Below are 18,259 nucleotides of genomic sequence, written 5' to 3' on the forward strand. Positions count from 1 at the left end.
AACAGAAAGATCAACTGGTAGTAATCCGTACTGAACATATTATACATTATTTTCAGTATAGTTGAGCTTATTATTGACTAGAGTCATGCTCTCCTAGGGCTGGGATCCCCTGTTTTGATGGCTGGAGTCAAGCTCTCCAGCCCAGGAAAGAAAGCCCCCCGGCCAGCTCCAGGGGGCAAGAAGGGAAAGGTTGGATCCTTCAGGGCAACAACTCTTCGATGGCCTCCTCCTTGGTGTTGGTGCGGCGGGAGAGGGTGCGGCGGTCGAAAGTCATGTGGATCTCCCGGTTTTGCTCGCCATCGGCAGCCACCGCAAAGATGGGGAAGTCGATGTTGCCGTCTGGGAAGGCCATGTGGAAGCGGAAGGTGCCATCGGGGTTGAGCTGGATCTTCCGCCCGCCAATGGTAACGGTGGCATCCGGCTCTGTGGCCCCATAGACAATCAGCTCGGCATCGGCCACCAGCCAGAACTTGCGAGAGCGCTGAGGCAGCACTTCGGAAGCCCCCGAGAACAGGCCCAGGCCGGATCCTGAAGCCATCCAGGGAGCAGCGGGCACCTCCGCCATGGCCATCCCCATCATGCCCACACCCGAGGGGATGATAAACGAGCTGATGGCCTGCTCGGGCACCAATTGGCGGCTGCCCATCTGGTGGCTGCCAAACAGGGATCCCGCCACCCGCATCGCCTCAAAGCCACCCACCATTTCCAGGAAGGGATCGACCGTGGCACCCTGCTGCGGCTCATCGCCCTTGTAGGCCACCACACCCATGCCGGTGGCACTGCGCTTGTAAGGCTCGCTGAGCTGGTAAAGGGTGCGGCCCTGCAGAGCCATGTCGAAGGGCACTGTCAGGAAGTGCTCTTCAAACCAGTCGGAGGGAAAGACTGGCGGCACCATCACCGCCGCCGAGCGGGCCAACATCAGCCAGCGGCCATCTGCCGTCCGGTAGCCAATTTCCACAATGTAGGAACGATCGCTCACCGGGATCGGCAAATACCACTCCCGCGCCAACTCATCACAGGGGTACTCCTGCATGCTGTGGGCCGGCTGGTAGCTGAAATCGATATCCGTCACATCGTAGAGGCGCAGCGCCAACTGTTGGCCGCCCTCGCGGCGCTTGCTTTCTTTAGCCTCGTTGGGCACATCCCAATAGGCGTAGGCCCACTGGGGATCCCGCGGCAGCAAAACGATGCGGCTTTCCCCATAGCCCTCCGGCAGATCCCCCAGCCCTTTGTCCACATCGGCCAGATCCGTCTTGCCGGCAACCTCTTGACCCCTAAACTTCGTTTGGGTGACCGATTCTTGCCCCTTGGGCTCCGGCATGGCATCGACAGGGCGGCCAGCTTTGACTTGGGCCTCTCGAATGGCCTCAATCAGCTGGTCTTTGGTCATGCGGCTGTACTTGGGGATCTGATAGCGGGCAGCTTCTTCCCGCAACTGCCGGATGGTCATTTCTTCCAACGGGATCCGCTCTTGTGGCATGGTCGGGGTCTCCTGTCTTCGACAAATCGGGCTTCGTGCAATGCTCCAGCTTTTGTCCTATGGGCCGATCCCAGCTTGTGGTTCTGAGGACAACCTTGAACCTGCTGATGTATCGGCTTGCCTCGGGCTCTCCAGCCGCTGATGACCACAGGTGGGGATCAACGGGGATCATCAAGAATGATGAACCCATGTTTGCGTATTTTTGCCTGTCGGTCAAGACCCTGGGGATCGCTGGGGATCAATCTCTTGTTCTCCGACCCACCTTTAGGGAGAGGCCAGGAGCCCCAGCTGCTCTCAAGCCAAGGGGAAGACTGCGCGGGATCCCCTGCCGAACCGGCCCTGCCTGGGTAGCATGGGGGAGGATGAGCGGTTGCCGAGCGGGCCGCAGGTTTTGAGGCCAACAGGTGTGGGCATGAGGTGGTGGAAGTATAGGATTCAAGGCATACGGATCCAAGGGAGCTGGGCAGCACTGGGGATCCTGCTGGCGGGGCCGGTCTTGCCGGTGGAAGCTGTGGATGCCCAAACGCTGTTTCCTCCCCTTTACCGCTTGCAAGGGGGATCCCCTACCCTGCCCGCTTCTGAAGCAACGCCCTGGCGTCCAGTAACCCAGGATTCTGTTCCGCTCCCACAAACAGATCAAGCCGATCCAAAAGTCCAGCCGGCCCAACCCGGCCATGGAGAAGTGGCAGAAGGCCCGGTTTTCGATCTGGATCTGTTGCGGCAGTTCGGCACCAGCCCCGGCGGCAGTGGCTCTGGATCCCGGCAGGGGGAAGTGGTCGGGCCGGGCAGCGGCCAGAGTGGGGTGCGCGGAGCCAGCCCTGGCTCAGGGATGGGTGCGGGCCAAGGGCCAGGGGGTGGAGCGGGTCTGGAGGCGGGATCCCAGCGGCGGGAACCGCAAGTGACAGGGTTGATTGTGGATGCACGAGGCTTGGATTTCTTGCCTAGCCAGTCAATGCGCTTGTTTGATCCCGATGGCAATCAAGTCTATACCCCCGTTACTCTTGGCCAAGACCTCAACGCGGCCTTTGTGGGCAGCGAAGGCACAGCTGCCTATGCCACCTCGGAAGAGCAGGCCCGCTCACTGGTGAACCGCATCGGGGAACGGCCTCACCGCATTCGTGCCATCCGCACCCTGGGCTACGACCTGGTGATTTCCGCCGAAGATGCTTTTAGTCTGCGCCAGATGAATGCGACAGATGGCTTTCTGGATCGCTTTGCTGTGGTGGTCATCTGGGATGGCAGCCAAGCCAGTCTCCCCTGAGGCCCAGGGATCCCAGCATGGCCATCAAAGCACAGGACAGAGGAATGCTAGCCTAGCAAAAGTGCTCTGTCTGCACCACCCGCACCACCTCCAGCGGGGTTGATATCTTCCTGGGGATCCCAGCCTTATGCAACGGTTTGCCAACCAACCTCTGCGGGAACATCCCCACCTGGCGGTGTTTTCCTCCAGCAAGGTGGGCAATTTTGTGGTTACCATCCCGCTGTTGCGGGGCCTCAAGGAAAAATACCCCGGCTGTGTGCTGGATTTTTTTGGCAGCGAGATTACCCGCGACTTTGAGCTCCACTGCCCCTACATCGACTTCAGCTTTCCTCTCTACAGCCGTCGTCCCGATTACCTCGAGGCCCTGACCGCTGCTGTGCGAGAACGGGTGGCTCAGGCCGGCCCCTACGACTTGGCCATCAATTGCGACGAGTTTAGCGAGCTCAACCTGGTGGCGGTAACGGCCCTGCGCCCTCAATACATTGCCGGGGCCGGCTTGACTCTGGATTTTCGCCGCAAGTTGGACCCCGGCTCCGACCCGGTACAGCGCATGCTCCAGGATGACGACTGGAACGGCCTGGAGTTTCTGCAGCGCTACAAAGGGATCCTCACCAGCAACTACATCGCCGAAATCTTCTGTCGCCTGGCGTACGTGGAGACGGATTTTTTCCGCCTGGAGCTGCCCAGCCGGGATCCCGGTTTTCCGGTGCCAGAGGTCTTGGTGCACATCACCACTACCCGCCGCGCCAAGATGTGGCCTCTGGAGTACTGGCGGCAGGTGATCCAGTGGTGCCAAGGCCAGGGCCTGCAGGTGGGGCTAATCGGCAGCGCGCCGGAGCTGCAGCGATCCCTCTACCACGGCGGCAGCAGCGAAGACGAACTGCTGGCGCAAACGGGAATGGTTGACCTGCGGGGCAAAACCAGCCTCATGGAGCTGGCGGGGGCCCTGAAGCGGGCGCGGGTGTGTATCTCCGTGGATGCGGGGCCGATGCACATCGCGGCGGCAGTGGGCTGTCCCACCATTGCCCTGTTTGGCAACGATGCCGATGGGGATGGGGCCAGCCCGGTGCGACTGTGGGCTCCTCGTCTGCCCCACGTCTATCTCACCCAAACCGCCTACAAGTGCCGGGTCTGCGCAGAGAACAAGTTCAAAAACGAAACCTGCCTGGTGGAGGGTCATCCCTGTATGGCCCATCTCAAGCCGGAAACGGTCATCGGCTACTTGAAAGAGATTCTCAAGCAAACCTAGAGGTTCCACGCCCTCACCCCCAGCCCCTCTCCCAAAGAGAGAGGGGAGACATGCAGCGACGGGACGAAGTGTTTACGGCTACTTGAAATAGCTATGTCTTGGGATCCCCATCTTTTTCCCCCTGGGAATCAGGGGGGCCGGTGGGCAGCAAGGAGTGCCCAGGGGCGCAGTTCGGATCCCTGGAAGTCCGTTTAAGCTGAGAGTTCAAGGCTGAAAACTTAGTGCCTAAACCATTTGGGTGTGAGCTGTGACTTTGGAGATGTGGTATCGCCACCAGCTGAGCCGCTTTGCAGAGTGGGGAAAAATAAGGCTCTGGCAAGGAGTTGCCCTGAAGCTGCTGGCCACTGCTTGCTTTGCCTGTTTAGGCGCGATCATCCGGCTCAACACTCCCGCCCTTCACCCCTTTCAGATTGTGTTTTTGCGCAACCTATTCGGGTTTCTCGCCCTGTCGCCGCTGGTGTTGCGGGCTGGGATCCAGTCTCTGCACACCGCCAAGATGGAGTTTTACCTCCTGCGCTCGGCGATCAGCACGGTGGGGATGTTGCTCTCCTTTTGGGCAGCCAGCCTGTTGCCTCTGGCAGAAGCTACGGCGCTGAGCTTTGTTCAACTTTTGTTTGCCGGCACGATGGCGGTATGGGTGTTGGGCGAGCAGATGCGCTCGTCCCGCTGGCTGGGATTGGGCCTGGGGTTTGCCGGGGCTTTGGTGATGTTGAGGCCAGGCTTCCGAGAGTTTTCTCTGGGAACAGGGCTGGCCTTGGGGGCGGCAGCACTCTTTGCCTGGGTGACCATCGTGCTCAAGATCCTCTCCCGCACCGAGTCCAGCCTCACGATTACGGCCTACATGGGCCTGCTGCAGACCCCCCTTTCCTTTCTGGCTGCCGTCTGGGTTTGGACCTGGCCTTCTCCTGAGCAGTGGCTGTGGATGGTGGCCATGGGGCTACTGGGCAGCATTGGCCAGGTGGCCCTCGCCCAGGCCTACAAGCTGGCTGAGGTGACGATGCTGCTGCCTCTGGATTTCTCCCGTCTGCTCTGGGCCAGCCTAATCGGGTTTTGGGTGTTTGCCGAGATCCCGGATGGGTGGACTTGGATGGGCGGAGCCTTGATCTTGGTGGGCGCCACCTCTGGAGCCTACGGCGAAGCCCGCCTGCCCACAATGCCGACCCAGGCCCGTACCGGCGGAGTTGGATAGCAGACAGATATCCTCTGCCAGGACTTACAGCCGAGGGAGAACAGGGCTGGAGCTGGTCAGGTCTGTGGTGGTAAGGGCCACCAACAGGGCTTCTGGACTGACGGGGAAGGGCAGGTGGTGGATGTCGGATCCTGGCTGGCAGGCCACTTGGGCAGCATGCAGCAGGTCGGCGGATCCCAAGTGACCTAGCTTGAGATCCCGCAAGTTGAGGGGCAGCCCCACCTGGCGGTAGAACTCCAGCAACTGGGTACGTGCTGCCAGCGCCAACTGGTTTCCTTGCAAGATCTCCTCCAGGCGCAATTGCACCAGGATACCGAAGGCTACTTTTTCTCCGTGCAGAGTGGCCCGATGCCCCAGCAAATGGGTTAGCCCGTTGTGGACAGCGTGGGCGGCCACGGTGCGACACTTAGCCCCACCCATGCCGCCGACGATCCCCGCCAGGCAGATGCAGGCATCCACCACCTGCTTCCAAGCGGTTCCGCCCGGCTCCCTCAAGGCCGCCGCCGATTGCTGGAGAAGCAAATCCCGCAAGACACGGGCTTGCTGCACTGCCCCAATCACCAGGGCATCTTCCGATGCGCCGCTGCTGACAGAAGACTCGTACCACTTGGCCAAGGCATCTCCGATCCCAGCCACTAGGGTGCGCGCTGGAGCTTGCAGAATCAGCTCATAGTCCAGGATCAGGGCAGCAGGGGCGCGATCCAGGCTCACATCCTGCTGAAAAGCGCCGCTGTCGGAGTAGATATTGGATAGGGCGCTCCAGGCGGCACAGGTGGCCGCAGAGGTGGGCACGGTAACCACCGGGATCCCCAATCTGTGGGCCACTAGCTTGGCCGTATCCAGTGCCTTGCCACCCCCCACTCCTAAGATGCCGGTTGTGGACTCCGCCATGGCTAGCGCCTGCAAACGCGCCAGCTCCGACTCGCTGCAGTCTACCCCGTAGGTAGTCCAGTGAACTTGGAGGGCGGGATCCCGGGCGAAATTGCGCTCCAGGGGGGCCTCAACTACAGCCAAGGAGCGTTCCCCCCCGATCACCAGCACGCGGGATCCCAGTACCGCAAGGGGCACAGCTTCCAGAATGCCGCTGCCGCGGTACAGCCGACCTGGGGCCGGAATGGCAAGATCCAATTGGCAAGGAGAGGCGCTCAGCATTGCAAGAAAGGGCGAGAAAAAGGACTCCGTCCCGCTATCGCGAATAGCTCAGTGTTCGTAATACAGATAACGATCCTAGCCGAAAAAAGGGCTCCGCGCTGCTGACGCGAACGCAGATGGCTCACCCAAGGTCTGGCTATAGTTAAGCTGTTCATCCCCTCAACTCTGCAGCCTCTAAGGTCTCTGGCCCCCTGACACGTTCGCAGAAGTGTCGCGTAGCGACAACAGTTCTCAGCAAGGGATCCCACCATGAACCCCACAACTCAACATCAGCTCATGCTCAAAATTGTGGCCGGCTCTGCTTGGGCCGATGGGCATTTGAAACCCCAGGAATTGGCCTACTTGGGATCCCTGCTGCGCCGCTATGGTTTGGAGCACGATACCGAGCTGCGAGAAGTAAACTACCCGACCCTGACCTTCGCAGTACAGGGCGGGCTTTCGGTAGCCCTGCAGTTGGCAAGCCAACCACGAGCCTCTGGGGTGGTTTACAGCACCCCCAATCGACCGTTACCAGTGCCTTAAACAACCGTTTCTGGTGTCCGCAGTACAATTATAACCATGGAGGCGGACTTTCCTCTCGACACCGACCCTACGGGTACAGTGCGGGGCTCCCGCGATTTCTAGCTGATCCAAGAGCCCATCCCGATGGAGCAAACCGAGCGCTGGATGGCCGATTATCTTGCCCAGGCCAGCGAAACCGAGCGCATGCAACTTTTGGGAGCAATCGGCAACCTGATGATCGCGGACAACACGGTCTCTCCAGAAGAGCACACCCTCTTGGATGACTACTACACCCTCATGGCCGGGATCCCGGCTCGTCCAGAAGCTGCACCCAACCTGGTGAAGGGCGTTGGGCAATTTTTCCGGCGCATGGCTAAGGCTGTGGGGAGCAGGTGACGCGAGAGTGCATCAGTCTGTGCAGTTGCTCCCCAATAATCTGGATGCCGCTGACAATGCGCTCTTCTGGTTGGTAGCTGAAGGCCAGGCGCAGAGCATGGTCTCCTTGGCCGTCGGCAAAGCAGTGGGTGCCCGGTAGGAAGGTGACCCCCAGGGCACGGGTAGCCTGCAACAAGGTGCTGGCGCTTAGGAAAGGGGGCAGCTCACACCAGACGAAAAATCCACCCCCAGGGGCCTCCACCTTGACTTCGGGCGGAAAATATTGAGCGATGGCCTCCAGCATCACCTGGCACTTTTCTCGGTAGCGACGGGTGAGGAGTTGAATGTGGCTTTGCAGACGGCCCTCCCCGCAATAGCGGGCCACCACCCGGCCCAAAAAGGGCCCCAGGGATCCCTCGCTGCGAAACATCTCCAAGCGGCGGATGATCTCAGGGTGACCACAGGCCCAGCCCACCCGCACCCCCGGCACCACAATCTTGGAGAAGGTGCCCACATGAAGAACCCAGCCTTCCCGATCCAGCGCAGCCAAGCTGGGCAAGGGATCCCCGGCAAAGCGCAGGTCGTAGTAGGCATCGTCCTCCACCACCACCACACCGTACTCAGCCGCCAACTGCACCAATTTCTGCCGCCGTGGCCCAGAGAGGGTGCAGCCTTTGGGGTTTTGGAAGGTGGGAATGGTATAGACAAATCGGGGGCGGGTCCCTTGGCGAGCCAGATCGCGCAGCACCTCTTCCAAGCGATCCACCACCATGCCTTCCCCATCTACCGGAATCGAGATCAGACGCGCTCCTGCCGCCGCAAAACGGCTGACAGCCCCCATGAAGGTGGGCCCTTCCACAATGACTACATCCCCCGGCTCCACGAAGACCTGAGGCAACAGGCCGAGGATCTGCCCAGAGCCATAGCCGATCAGTAGGTTTTCCGGCTGGGCCTCTACCCCTCTATCCCGCATCAACTGCAGCACCACGTCGATCAGCCCGGCAAACGTGCCGCCGTAATTGAGGGCATTGTCCCCATCCTCTGCCAACACCTCCGCCGTGGCCCGCGCCAAGTCGGCCTTGGGAAACAGGCGCGGATCCGCCAGCCCAAAGGTAAAACTGGTAACCACCGGCGCTGCACCTGGGATCTCCGCCCCGAAAGGAGAAGGGATCACAGCCTGAGCCCGTTGGGCAAAAAGGGTTTGCAACAAGGGCCGCGAAGTGCTACGCGGTGCCGATGCGGACGAGGTCTGGGTCATGGCAAGCAAGAGAAAGAATACCTTAGGCCAATGCCTGCCACGATAACAAGAAAGAACTGCCCAGGAGTAGGGATCCCAAAACCCGCCGCCAGCTCCGGTAGGGGATCTCAGCCAAGACGCCGCCGGCGCTCAGGCATAGGAAGGGGAGCACCACCAAACCCCAGCGAGCACTTTGCTGCAGGGTGTTCACTTGGGGATCCCAAAACCATGTCGCCAGCGCCCCCATCCAGAGGACATGGCCCAAGCCGGCCAAGCTGAGCAGGGCTTGCTGCCGTTCTGCCCAGGGCCAGCCCAACCGCACCAAGCTCAACCCCAAGGGCAGCATCAAAGTAGCCAAAACGGCCAAGCCACCTTGGGAGCTGAGAGGATGGGGAATCACCTCAGCAGAGGTAGCTGGCCAATCAATCCGTCCCAACCAGGAAAAACCCATCACCAGCAGCAGCAAAAGCAGTCCTGATATTCCGAGCCGCTGACGCGAACGCAACGGTTGCCGCGGCCACTGCTGGCTCGTCCACAGCCCTGCCCAGAGCAGAGCCAAGAGCCAAACCTTATAGGACAGGGCACAGGCTAAGGCCAGACCCCGCCAGCGCAAGGTGGATCCCGGCCCAACACCACAACTGCAAAGCAAAACCAGGCTGCCCAAAATCTCGCTGCCTGGCTCCAACCCTTGGGTCAACACCCAGGGGCTGAGTCCCCATAGACCGGCACTCCAGAAGTTGCCCCAGCTCCAGCACAACAGCAGAATGGCCAAGCAGGCCATAGCTGAGAAGATGTGCAGGATCCCTTCAGCCGAGATCCCGGTTCCCTGAGCCAGCCAGGGCAGTAGCCTGTCGGCAAAAGCGCTCCGCACCCCTGACGCGAACGAGTGGTAGAGAGGCAGTTCCGGTTGGACAAAAGTCAGGGATCCCTCAGAACTGCTCACCGGCAAAACGCGCCACCACTGCAAAGGAGCCGGTTGCCCCCAAGAGCGGAGTCGCTGCCCCAAAAGAAGGCCCATCCCTCCCCATAGCAGCCAGTGGCCCATGAAACCAAAACCAACCAAACGCCGACGGCGATGGTTGTCCCTGTTGGAGGAGCTCAGGCGGGGAAATGAGCCGCGGGGCAGCCGCTTGCCCGGGCGGGGTGTGGCGGGGGGAAACTTCATGGGTAAACCCTAGCCTGTTCGCATGAGCAGTGCAGAACACTATCCCTACACGGGGTGGGCCCTCGACCGGCAGCAGAACATCCAACGCCCTCTACTCTTGGCCGGTTGGGGAGAAAAAGTGCCCCTTCGTTACTTCCAAAAGAGAATCTCCCCGCGTGACATACTCCCGCACTCATGCTGACGCAAAGCGCTCCGCGCCGCTAGAGAGAAGGTCTAGTCAACTCTAGATCGCCCGTCAAGGGGCAACCCGACTGTTGCCAGCGGCGGATGGCCTGGGCAGTGAGTCCATTCGTTACATCGCGAATGGGGATCCCCGATCCGGTTACCTGCAGACGCACCAACCGCCAGGGATCCCCAGGAGCAGCCCGCAGAACATAAGCCTCGTAGGCCAGTTGCAGGGTTTCGCTGCGCCGACCGGCCAAGGAGTTGCCCTCCTTTTGGGGGTGTTGGGGCAAGACCAAGCGGCGCTCCAGCGTGGTGAAATACAGCCGAAAAGCTTCTGGCGAAACAGCAGTTGCGGTGTCCGGCAAAACCTGAGCCAGCTCCTGTTGGCGTAAGCGGGCCGGAGACCTTGGAGAGAGCATTTCAACCTCCGGCTTCCCCACCAGCACAACCTGAAACTCAGAGCGGGAGCGGCTCAAGGCCAGATTGAGAAACAAAGGCAACTGCTCCGTTAGAGCCTCAGCCCAAACCTGAGGAGCAGCCAGGCAAGTTTCCCCTCTTGCCGGAACGAAATGCTCCGCACCCCTAACGCGCCCAGGAGTGCTGACCAGGCCCAAAACCACCGACAAACCGACTCCTAGCCAACATCTCCTGCCGGATCCAGCCGGCCTTTTTTCAGGGATCCACTGCACAAGCCTACGGCGTCGTTGCATTACAGAACTACCCCAATAACATCGGGCATCTCCCCACACCCTCACCCGGCAGCATCCCATGAGGCTTGGAAGCGCCGCAAGGCGGCCACGGGATCGGGAGAAGCGGTGATGGGGCGGCCCACCACCAGATAATCGGCTCCTGCCCGCAGAGCTTCGTCGGGCGTGCAGATGCGCTGTTGATCCTCCTCTCCATCCCCCGCCTTGGCTTGGCCCAGACGGATCCCAGGAGTAACCAGCAAAACCTCCGGCCCCAAAGCTTGGCGCAACCGCGAGACCTCCTGAGGAGAGCAAACCAGTCCAGTAAAGCCTTGAGCTTGAGCCAGCCGGGCCAAATGCAACACATAGTCGGCGGGATCCATCTCGATGCCCAGTTCCTGTCGCACCTGCGGGGGGCTGATGCTGGTTAAGAGGGTAACCGCCAATAGTCGACAAGAACTGCCCTGGGCGGCTGCCACGGCTGCCCGCAACATGGCACTGCCGCCGGCAGCATGGACGGTGAGCAGATCCACTCCATAGCTGACGGCCACCTCCGTAGCCCTCCCCACGGTGTGGGGAATGTCGTGCAGCTTCAAATCCAGAAAAATGCGCTTGCCCCTTTCCTTGAGAGCCTGCAGAATGGGAAAACCCGCAGCAGTGAACAACTCCAGGCCCACCTTCCACCACAGCACCTGCGGCAAAGAGTCCACCCACTTCAAAGCCTGCTCTTGAGAAGAGGTATCCAGCGCAACAATCAGGCGGTCACCCTTCATCGGGGCTCATTCCGGGGCTCATAGTGGGGACAGCCCTCACAGGGGCCGCAGGGGTTGACGGCGCAGCGCAACTCTGGAGAATGGGCATTGTAGCGGCAGGTGGGATCCCCGATGTATTCTGGCCGCGAAGCCACGTAAGTGTAAACAACCACACCCCCAAATCCTATCGGGCTGACGAAGAAACGACTGGTGGTGAAAGATTCGCCAGAAGGGTTGAGGGTTTCCTCAAAGGGTTCTGGCTCAGGCTCCAGCTCCACTTCCTCCTCCAGATTCCAGAGGGCTTCCCACTGCCTAAGGGTTTCCTGTAAAGGCACAGCCAAGTGCTCTGCCAGCTCCATCAGGGCAGTCTCCAAAGAGGCCAAACTTTCTTCGGCCACTTGGGCAAAGGCTGCAACCCATTCCTCCAAAAGTTTCTCAAAATCCATGCAGCAGCGACCTAGAGGCTCCTTCTTCACCTTACCGCCAGCCTGGGCAACCTTTAACTTCCTCCCCGGCAAACGGCATCCACTAGAGCTTGATTCACCAATGGAAACAGCTCCGCCAGTTCTTCTGTGGATAGGTTTCCGGTACAGACATTGGCGCGAATATGCCACTCTGCCCACATCTGCGCCGAGGGAGCAGCGGGATCCCGGCCCTCCTCAGAACCTGAACCGCCCACAGGTACCCGAGGGAGGCTACGTCCCGACCCAAGGTTCAGTTGCAGTACGCTGTCACGGTTGATGCCGGTTAGAGAGGTTTGAGCATTAACCCCTTCAGGCAAAGCAAGCGCCAGGGACAAAGCCATCCAAGACAATCCACAAAAGGTAACGCTGCGAAACATGGGATCCTCGCCAGCTAGGATTAGTTTATTTCTAAGAGCCCTATCTTGAGCGCAATTATAGCCACTGCCTCCGGTTCCTCTGGGCAGAGCCGGGCTAAGTCTTCCTACGACCGCAGGCCGATTCCCGACCACTGCACGCAATGACGGCCCTGCTCATCCTTCAGGGATCCATCGCGGCGATAGGAAAAGAAATCTTGGGGTTGGCTGAGGGTGCAATGGGGGCTGACGGCAATGTGTTCAGGGGGGATCCCTTTGGCTTGGGCTTGGGCACCGTTGACCCAGCGCAGATCCAGGCGAACCTTGCCAGGCAGAGGATCGGGCAAGAGAGCGGCGCGGGCATCCAGCCCTGGGGGTAGGCTTTGCAGCACCTGCTCCGCCACCTCCTCTGACACCTGATAGACCGACCCCGAAATGGAAGGCCCGATGGCAACGCGGATCCCAGCAGCAGGGATCCCCGCCCGGAGAAACTCCTGCAGCACCTTGGACAAGATCCCCGCAGCAGTGCCTCTCCACCCGGCGTGAATGGCTGCCACCCATTCTCGACTGGCCACCAAAATCGGCACACAGTCAGCGGTGCAGACCCAGGCAGAATCTCCTTGGCGGCGGGCAATGACCGCATCCGCCTGAGAACGGGTAGAGATCCCTTGACCAACAGAGCAGTCCTGCTCTCCCTTCTGTCCAAGGGTTTCCGTGATCCCATCTGCCCAAACCCAGTTGCAGCCATGCACCTGATGGCCCCACGCGGCCTGTTCAGGGGGCAGTTGCAGCCGGGCGGCCAACTGAGACGGGGGATGGGGATGACCTTGGCGAGAGCCAAAAGCATGAGGCCACTCTGCCAAAAGCTGACACTCCAGCCAGCGCCATCTCCCTGCCTGCTGCCAAACCCACAAGGCGGAGCCACTCATCGGCGGGAGCTACCCGGACCAGCAATCGGCGGGGATCCTTGAGACCGATGTTGGGTGTGGAGATGGCCCACCCGCTCTTCCAAACACATCTTCAGCTCGGCAGGGTTAAACAGCATCGGCAAAAAATGAATGCTCCGGGTTTCTCGAAAAAAGAACAACACCGGCAGCGGCGGCCAGAAAATTTGCCAATCCTGCCACTCGCTGTAGGGGAACTCGCGGATGCGCCTGGAGCCGCTGTAGACCTGCAGCGCCGTTCTGGTAAAGGCCAGACCGATCAGAGAGGTCTGCACCACCAAAAATAGGCCAAACAGGCCCACCCCCAGCCCCGCCCAAAACGAAAGCCAGAACAGCGGCACCGCCAAAGCCAACACCGACAGGCTGAGGCGAAAATCCGGGGTCAATAGATGGGCAGAATTGGGCCTGATCATGCCCCACTCCTCCTCTCAGGGATCCCAGACCCATTCTAGGCCGCCTCGGCGACTCTTCAGAAGTCAGAGGATCTGTAGGACATAGAGGAGAGAGCCTGATACATTTACGCTGAACACTGCTGAACATCACTGTTCAACTATGCAGCGATAGCATTCTGTTTGTTTCCATTCGCGTCAGCGGGACGGAGTCCGAACAGAATGGCGGTATCCCGCAAAGCTTTGAGTAGAATACCCAAAGCGCAGTTTCCGTGTCGTCTTACTACCAATTTTCTGCTTTGCTTTGGCTACCATGTTGGCAGACTCGAAAGTAAACAGAAAGATCAACTGGTAGTAATCCGTACTGAACATATTATACATTATTTTCAGTATAGTTGAGCTTATTATTGACTAGAGTCATGCTCTTCTCGAAATCAGGGAACGAGGGGCAAACCGAACCCGTTTTTTGAGTTATCCCGAAAAATACTTGGGATCCTGGGGAAATTGGGGTTTGCCATTGAGCTTCTTCCCACAGCTGGCCGATACAACCGCGCAGGCGGGATGGAATCCTCGCGTAGCTCTCAACTGAGGGCCTCACCGCGTGCGATGGTATACGATAAACTCCAGAGTTCCGCAAGTTTACAGATCAGAACCGGCGAGACATCCCTCGCTCACCCAAACACGGCCTGGGGAAAACCGACATAATACGGATATAACGAGTGCTTACTGCTAACCCGCACAATTCGTTGGGCCTCTCCATGCCTCTCGACCCTCTCTCTCAGTTGCCAGAGGAGCCAACCACTCAGATCCCCTTGGAGTTTTACGAGCGCAGACCCCAGCCTGAGGCAACTGCGGCCTTTCTAACGGTGCTCAGCGGCGCCAATGTGGGCATGACGTTTCCCTTGGCGAGGGGTGGAGTTTTGGGGCGCAGCCACTGCGCGGATATCCAGCTCTTGGATCACGCCGTCTCCCGGCAGCACTGTCGGCTGGAGAGAGAAGATGAAGGTTATGTCCTCACCGACCTGGAGAGCCTCAACGGCACTTATGTCAACGGCGAGCGCATCAGCCGCGTTCTCCTGAAGGATGGAGATCGCATTCAAGTGGGGGCCAGCACCCTCAAGTTTGCCTACTACGACGCGGCAGAAGAAGCCTTCTTTTTGCAAATGGCCACTGCCGCCCTCCACGACCCGCTGACCGGCTTGCATAACCGACGTTTTTTCCTGGAGCAACTGGAGCTGGAGATCCCCTTTGCCCTTCGCCATCGCATTCCCCTCCACGTGCTCTATCTGGATTTGGATGGGTTTAAGCAAATCAACGACCGCTGGGGGCACTGGGCTGGGGATCAAACCTTAATCCAGGTGGCGCGGCGATTGCAAGCTCACGTTCGCCAAGACGATCTGGTGGCCCGCTTGGGGGGCGATGAGTTTGCCCTGCTGGTGCGCGGGATCCCGAACTCGCAGATCCTAGGGCTGGCAGAACGCTTGCGGCAGGCTGTCCAGACCCTGTTGGTGCAGGCGGGGACGGAGACCATCTCCCTAAGCTGCAGTGTGGGCATCGCCTCTCTGCTGGAGTTGGGAGAGGGAACTGACCCACAAAGTCTGCTGGCTGCTGCCGACAAGGCCCTCTACCAAGCCAAAGCTGAGGGGGGTAACCGAGAGACTTTGCTGTAGTTCAGGGCCAACTGCTGGAGTTTAGGATCCCTCTACCAAGCTGGCATAGGCTTCGGCACTCATGGTGTCCTCGAGATCTTCGGGGTTGGCAATGCGCACCTTGATCAGCCAGCCATCGCCATAGGGATCGTCGGCAAGGCTTTCGGGGCTCTCCACCACCGCTGTATTCACGGCCACCACCTCTCCAGAAAGAGGGGCATAGAGATCTTCAACGGCCTTGACCGATTCCACCGAGCCAAAGCTTTCCCCTTTTTCAATCTCTGTCCCTTCTTCGGGCAAGCCCACGAAAACGATATCCCCCAGTTGATCGACGGCATAAGCTGTGATCCCAATCACCGCAATATCATCCTCAACATGGATGTACTCGTGGGTGTCCACGTAGCGCAGATGGGATGGATACTCCAGGGCCATGCCGGTTCTCCCGTAGAATTCAGTGGATTATTCTAGGGTGAACTCTCGGAGATGGTAAAGGGCGGATCCCAAGCCCGGCCCGCTAGAGAAACTCCATCAGCAGCCGATTGACCGTTTGCGGAGCTTCCTGCTGCGCCCAATGGCCGCATTCGGGGATGTACTCCTTGCGCAGGCCGTTGGGGAAAAAGGGATCCATCCCCTCAGTTAGCTCGCGGCTGAGGGCAAAGTCTTCTTCTCCCCAAATCAGCAGGGTAGGGGCGAGGATTTGCCGCATGGGCTGCAAAAACAGGTTCTGCAAAGTGGGCAGGTTAAAAAGCTGGCGGTAGTAGTTGAGGGCAGAGGTGAGAACCTTGGGTTTGGAGAGGGCCTCTTGGTAGAGCTTGAGGTCGTGGCGGGTGAAGGCGCTTTTGCGCACCGAGGTTTCCTGGAAAATGCGGCGCACCCAATCTCCCAAATCCCACTGCAGCACCCACTCTGGCAGCCAAGGCAATTGAAAAAAGAACAGGTACCAACTGCGGCGCAGTTGATCCAAGTTGCTCAAGAATTCCCGGCGAAAGCAGGCCGGATGGGGAGAATTGAGGACGGCCAGCTTGCGAATCTCCTCAGGAAAAAATTGCGCCCAGTGCCAGGCAATGGCTCCCCCCCAATCGTGGGCTACGACCACCGCCCTCTGAGCCCCAAAGTGGCTCAGCAAGCCGCGAATATCCTCGGTAAGGGTATCCAGGTCATAGCCGTGATCCGGTTTGTCGGAATCGTTGTAGCCGCGCATATCGGGTGCCACCACGCGAAACCGCTGCGCCAACACCGGAATCTGATGCCGCCAGGAGTACCAAAACTCCGGGAAACCGTGCAACAAGATCGCCAGCTCCCCTTCCCCTTGGGTGACGTAGTGCAGTTGAATGCCATTGGTAAGGGCATACCCGTGCTGCCAGGTTCCCATTTTGGCAGCTACCTCAGGAGGAAGGCGGGGGATCCCTGCTTCTGCCATGTCGTCTGCTCTCGAGCTAACCCATGATTTGGTATCCACCCATACTAACCTTTGTCGCCGGTCTTCCCTTTGCCGGCGCAGGCTTTTTGAGAGGCATCCTACGAAGAAAGCTTAAGAGAAAGTCTGCGGGTGAACAGATTAGATGAACACTAGCGCAGAAGGCCAAAGCCCAACATCCCCGCAAAGCGTTGCCATTTTGGGAGCCGGGGCTTGGGGAAGTACCCTGGCGATGCTGGCTCAGGGGCAAGGGCACCGGGTGCGGGTTTGGAATCGCCGCAAGGACCTGGATTTGGCAGAAGTGCTCCAGGGATCCCAAATCCTCATCTCAGCCGTCTCTATGGCGGGGGTACGCCCTGTGGTGGAAGCGGTGCGCCAAGTGGGGATCCCGCCGCAGGCAATTTTGGTCTCGGCCACCAAAGGGTTGGATCCACTGCAGCTTCTGACCCCTACCCAAATTTGGGGGGCCACCTTCCCGGAGCAGCCCCTGGTGGTGCTTTCGGGGCCTAATCTTTCGGCGGAGATCCGCCAAGGCTTGCCGGCAGCGGCAGTGGTGGCCAGCCGGGATCCCTGGGCCGCTGTGCAGGTGCAGTATGCCCTTTCCTCGGAGCGGTTCCGCCTCTATACCAGCAGCGATCCGCTGGGAGTGGAGCTAGGCGGCACCCTGAAAAATGTTATCGCCATCGCTGTTGGCGTGTGTGATGGCTTGCAACTGGGGGCCAATGCTCGTGCGGCTCTGGTTACCCGCGGCCTGGCAGAGATGATCCGGGTGGGATCTAAGCTGGGGGCACGGGCAGAAACCTTCAATGGCCTGTCGGGGTTGGGGGATCTGCTGGCCACCTGCCACAGCCGCTTGAGCCGCAACTACCGAGTGGGCTACGGGCTAGGCCAGGGCCAACCCTTGTCGCAGATTTTGGCGGAGATCGAGGGCACCGCCGAAGGGGTTTACACCGCTCCCGTCGTGGTCGAGATCGCTGCCCAGCACGGCATTCAGGTGCCCATCACCCAGGAAGTGCATCTGTTGTTGCAAGGGCAGACCACCCCCACCGCCGCCCTCACCCGCCTGATGGAACGTCAACTGACTTCGGAATAGGCTGCCTTCACTTCTCCCAAAGGAGGAGGGGGGTTTCTGGCATAACCGCAAATCTGCGGATGAGGAAAGTTGTTCCGCACTCTATCAGGATTTTTGCAGAGCAGGGAGATCCCAGAATGAGCGATTTGGCGGAGTTTTTTTTTCCAGAGTTTCCCTATGCTGCAGCTGTAGTTCTTCGACTTGTTCTTGCATCAACTCGGATCTCTCTGGCTCCGGGAAGGCGGACAGTAGGCCCGACAGGTTGGGCCAGGTCTTTGTTTAATTTTTTACAAAGTTATGTCCAAACGCATCCTGGTGATTGAAGACGAACCCTCTATTCGCACCTATCTGCAGAAGGTGTTGCAACGAGCGGGGTACGACACGGTGGCGGCCACCGATGGAGAAGAGGGCTTGCAGATGGTGCGCACCCTGATGCCCGACTTGGTGTTGTGCGATGTGGTGATGCCCAAGCTGAACGGCTATGGGGTGCTGGATGCCCTGAGATGGGATCAGTCTACAGCTCACATCCCCTTCGTCTTTCTCTCCTCGAAAATCTCTCCCGAAGAGATTGAACAGGGGCTATGTTTTGGCTCCGATGCCTATCTGACGAAGCCCGTTGACCAGAAACGCCTGCTGAAAGCCGTTGCTGCCCAATTGTCTTGAGTTGACCAAAAGGCGCGGCAAGCCCCGTCCTTCAGGGCGGGGAAGGATAGCGCCGACCGTAGCCGACGCCCTTTAAAAACGCAGTGTCGGCCATGT

At 59.5% G+C, this 18,259-nt stretch carries 20 protein-coding genes; 8 read left to right on the forward strand and 12 right to left on the reverse strand.

What is annotated here, in order from left to right; all coding sequences use genetic code 11:
• Positions 1 to 199 precede the first annotated feature (199 nt).
• Positions 200 to 1,480 (reverse strand): DUF4912 domain-containing protein, encoded by a 1,281-nt coding sequence (locus tag ACVWZU_RS12630; RefSeq protein ID WP_414407086.1) that lies wholly within the window; start codon positions 1,478 to 1,480, stop codon positions 200 to 202.
• Between the two features lie 412 nt (positions 1,481 to 1,892).
• Between ACVWZU_RS12630 and ACVWZU_RS12635 the strand changes: the two genes are divergently transcribed.
• From ACVWZU_RS12635 to ACVWZU_RS12645, 3 genes are all read left to right on the forward strand, one after another.
• Positions 1,893 to 2,741: a hypothetical protein gene (locus tag ACVWZU_RS12635; RefSeq protein WP_457445238.1), complete on the forward strand. Its 849-nt coding sequence runs from the start codon at positions 1,893 to 1,895 to the stop codon at positions 2,739 to 2,741.
• 127 nt (positions 2,742 to 2,868) lie between these two features.
• The gene (locus tag ACVWZU_RS12640) at positions 2,869 to 3,990 is read left to right on the forward strand and encodes a glycosyltransferase family 9 protein (protein ID WP_414356209.1); all 1,122 of its coding nucleotides are present in this window, start codon (positions 2,869 to 2,871) and stop codon (positions 3,988 to 3,990) included.
• Between the two features lie 247 nt (positions 3,991 to 4,237).
• Positions 4,238 to 5,179 (forward strand): DMT family transporter, encoded by a 942-nt coding sequence (locus ACVWZU_RS12645; protein ID WP_238376852.1) that lies wholly within the window; start codon positions 4,238 to 4,240, stop codon positions 5,177 to 5,179.
• Between the two features lie 24 nt (positions 5,180 to 5,203).
• On the opposite strand, the gene ACVWZU_RS12650 is transcribed toward ACVWZU_RS12645, so the two are convergent.
• Entirely contained in the window at positions 5,204 to 6,331 is a 1,128-nt protein-coding gene (locus ACVWZU_RS12650; protein ID WP_457445240.1) for an iron-containing alcohol dehydrogenase family protein, read from the reverse strand.
• Between the two features lie 249 nt (positions 6,332 to 6,580).
• On the opposite strand from ACVWZU_RS12650, the gene ACVWZU_RS12655 reads away from it, so the two are divergent.
• Both ACVWZU_RS12655 and ACVWZU_RS12660 read left to right on the forward strand, forming a co-directional pair.
• Positions 6,581 to 6,853, forward strand: a complete 273-nt coding sequence (locus tag ACVWZU_RS12655; protein ID WP_457395886.1) for a tellurite resistance TerB family protein — start codon at positions 6,581 to 6,583, stop codon at positions 6,851 to 6,853.
• A gap of 123 nt (positions 6,854 to 6,976) precedes the next feature.
• On the forward strand, positions 6,977 to 7,228 hold the full coding sequence (locus tag ACVWZU_RS12660; protein WP_457395888.1) for a hypothetical protein: 252 nt from the start codon (positions 6,977 to 6,979) through the stop codon (positions 7,226 to 7,228).
• Here the strand turns inward: ACVWZU_RS12660 and ACVWZU_RS12665 are convergent.
• From ACVWZU_RS12665 to ACVWZU_RS12700, 8 genes are all read right to left on the reverse strand, one after another.
• The gene (locus tag ACVWZU_RS12665) at positions 7,206 to 8,465 is read right to left on the reverse strand and encodes an aminotransferase-like domain-containing protein (RefSeq protein ID WP_457445242.1); all 1,260 of its coding nucleotides are present in this window, start codon (positions 8,463 to 8,465) and stop codon (positions 7,206 to 7,208) included. The two genes, ACVWZU_RS12660 and ACVWZU_RS12665, sit on opposite strands and share 23 nt — an antisense overlap.
• A 22-nt stretch (positions 8,466 to 8,487) precedes the next feature.
• On the reverse strand, positions 8,488 to 9,609 hold the full coding sequence (locus ACVWZU_RS12670; RefSeq protein ID WP_457445244.1) for a hypothetical protein: 1,122 nt from the start codon (positions 9,607 to 9,609) through the stop codon (positions 8,488 to 8,490).
• Between the two features lie 200 nt (positions 9,610 to 9,809).
• Positions 9,810 to 10,394 (reverse strand): hypothetical protein, encoded by a 585-nt coding sequence (locus ACVWZU_RS12675; RefSeq protein WP_457445256.1) that lies wholly within the window; start codon positions 10,392 to 10,394, stop codon positions 9,810 to 9,812.
• 131 nt (positions 10,395 to 10,525) lie between these two features.
• Positions 10,526 to 11,233, reverse strand: a complete 708-nt coding sequence (pyrF, locus tag ACVWZU_RS12680; RefSeq protein ID WP_457445246.1) for an orotidine-5'-phosphate decarboxylase — start codon at positions 11,231 to 11,233, stop codon at positions 10,526 to 10,528.
• Positions 11,230 to 11,658, reverse strand: coding sequence for a DUF6464 family protein (locus ACVWZU_RS12685; protein ID WP_457445258.1), 429 nt, complete (start codon positions 11,656 to 11,658; stop codon positions 11,230 to 11,232). The genes pyrF and ACVWZU_RS12685 overlap by 4 nt, the downstream gene beginning before the upstream one ends.
• Positions 11,659 to 11,711: 53 nt before the next feature.
• A complete protein-coding gene (locus ACVWZU_RS12690) occupies positions 11,712 to 12,053 on the reverse strand; it encodes a hypothetical protein (protein WP_414374986.1) in 342 nt (113 codons plus the stop codon).
• A 104-nt stretch (positions 12,054 to 12,157) separates the two neighbouring features.
• A complete protein-coding gene (gene pgeF / locus ACVWZU_RS12695; RefSeq protein ID WP_457445248.1) occupies positions 12,158 to 12,958 on the reverse strand; it encodes a peptidoglycan editing factor PgeF in 801 nt (266 codons plus the stop codon).
• The gene (locus ACVWZU_RS12700) at positions 12,955 to 13,386 is read right to left on the reverse strand and encodes a DUF3119 family protein (protein ID WP_457445250.1); all 432 of its coding nucleotides are present in this window, start codon (positions 13,384 to 13,386) and stop codon (positions 12,955 to 12,957) included. The genes pgeF and ACVWZU_RS12700 overlap by 4 nt, the downstream gene beginning before the upstream one ends.
• 734 nt (positions 13,387 to 14,120) lie before the next feature.
• Between ACVWZU_RS12700 and ACVWZU_RS12705 the strand changes: the two genes are divergently transcribed.
• Complete coding sequence (locus tag ACVWZU_RS12705) at positions 14,121 to 15,032, forward strand: diguanylate cyclase (RefSeq protein ID WP_457445252.1); 912 nt, start codon at positions 14,121 to 14,123, stop codon at positions 15,030 to 15,032.
• A 21-nt stretch (positions 15,033 to 15,053) separates the two neighbouring features.
• On the opposite strand, the gene gcvH is transcribed toward ACVWZU_RS12705, so the two are convergent.
• On the reverse strand, positions 15,054 to 15,443 hold the full coding sequence (gcvH, locus tag ACVWZU_RS12710) for a glycine cleavage system protein GcvH (RefSeq protein ID WP_011432013.1): 390 nt from the start codon (positions 15,441 to 15,443) through the stop codon (positions 15,054 to 15,056).
• A gap of 82 nt (positions 15,444 to 15,525) precedes the next feature.
• Positions 15,526 to 16,431, reverse strand: coding sequence for an alpha/beta fold hydrolase (locus tag ACVWZU_RS12715; protein ID WP_414331097.1), 906 nt, complete (start codon positions 16,429 to 16,431; stop codon positions 15,526 to 15,528).
• A gap of 142 nt (positions 16,432 to 16,573) precedes the next feature.
• Here ACVWZU_RS12715 and ACVWZU_RS12720 point away from each other — a divergent pair, with 142 nt between their 5' ends.
• Together ACVWZU_RS12720 and ACVWZU_RS12725 are read left to right on the forward strand one after the other, a co-directional pair.
• Entirely contained in the window at positions 16,574 to 17,521 is a 948-nt protein-coding gene (locus ACVWZU_RS12720) for an NAD(P)H-dependent glycerol-3-phosphate dehydrogenase (RefSeq protein ID WP_457445254.1), read from the forward strand.
• A gap of 276 nt (positions 17,522 to 17,797) precedes the next feature.
• On the forward strand, positions 17,798 to 18,163 hold the full coding sequence (locus ACVWZU_RS12725) for a response regulator (protein WP_011432017.1): 366 nt from the start codon (positions 17,798 to 17,800) through the stop codon (positions 18,161 to 18,163).
• Positions 18,164 to 18,259 lie beyond the last annotated feature (96 nt).

This window comes from Thermostichus sp. MS-CIW-26 (assembly GCF_054059115.1).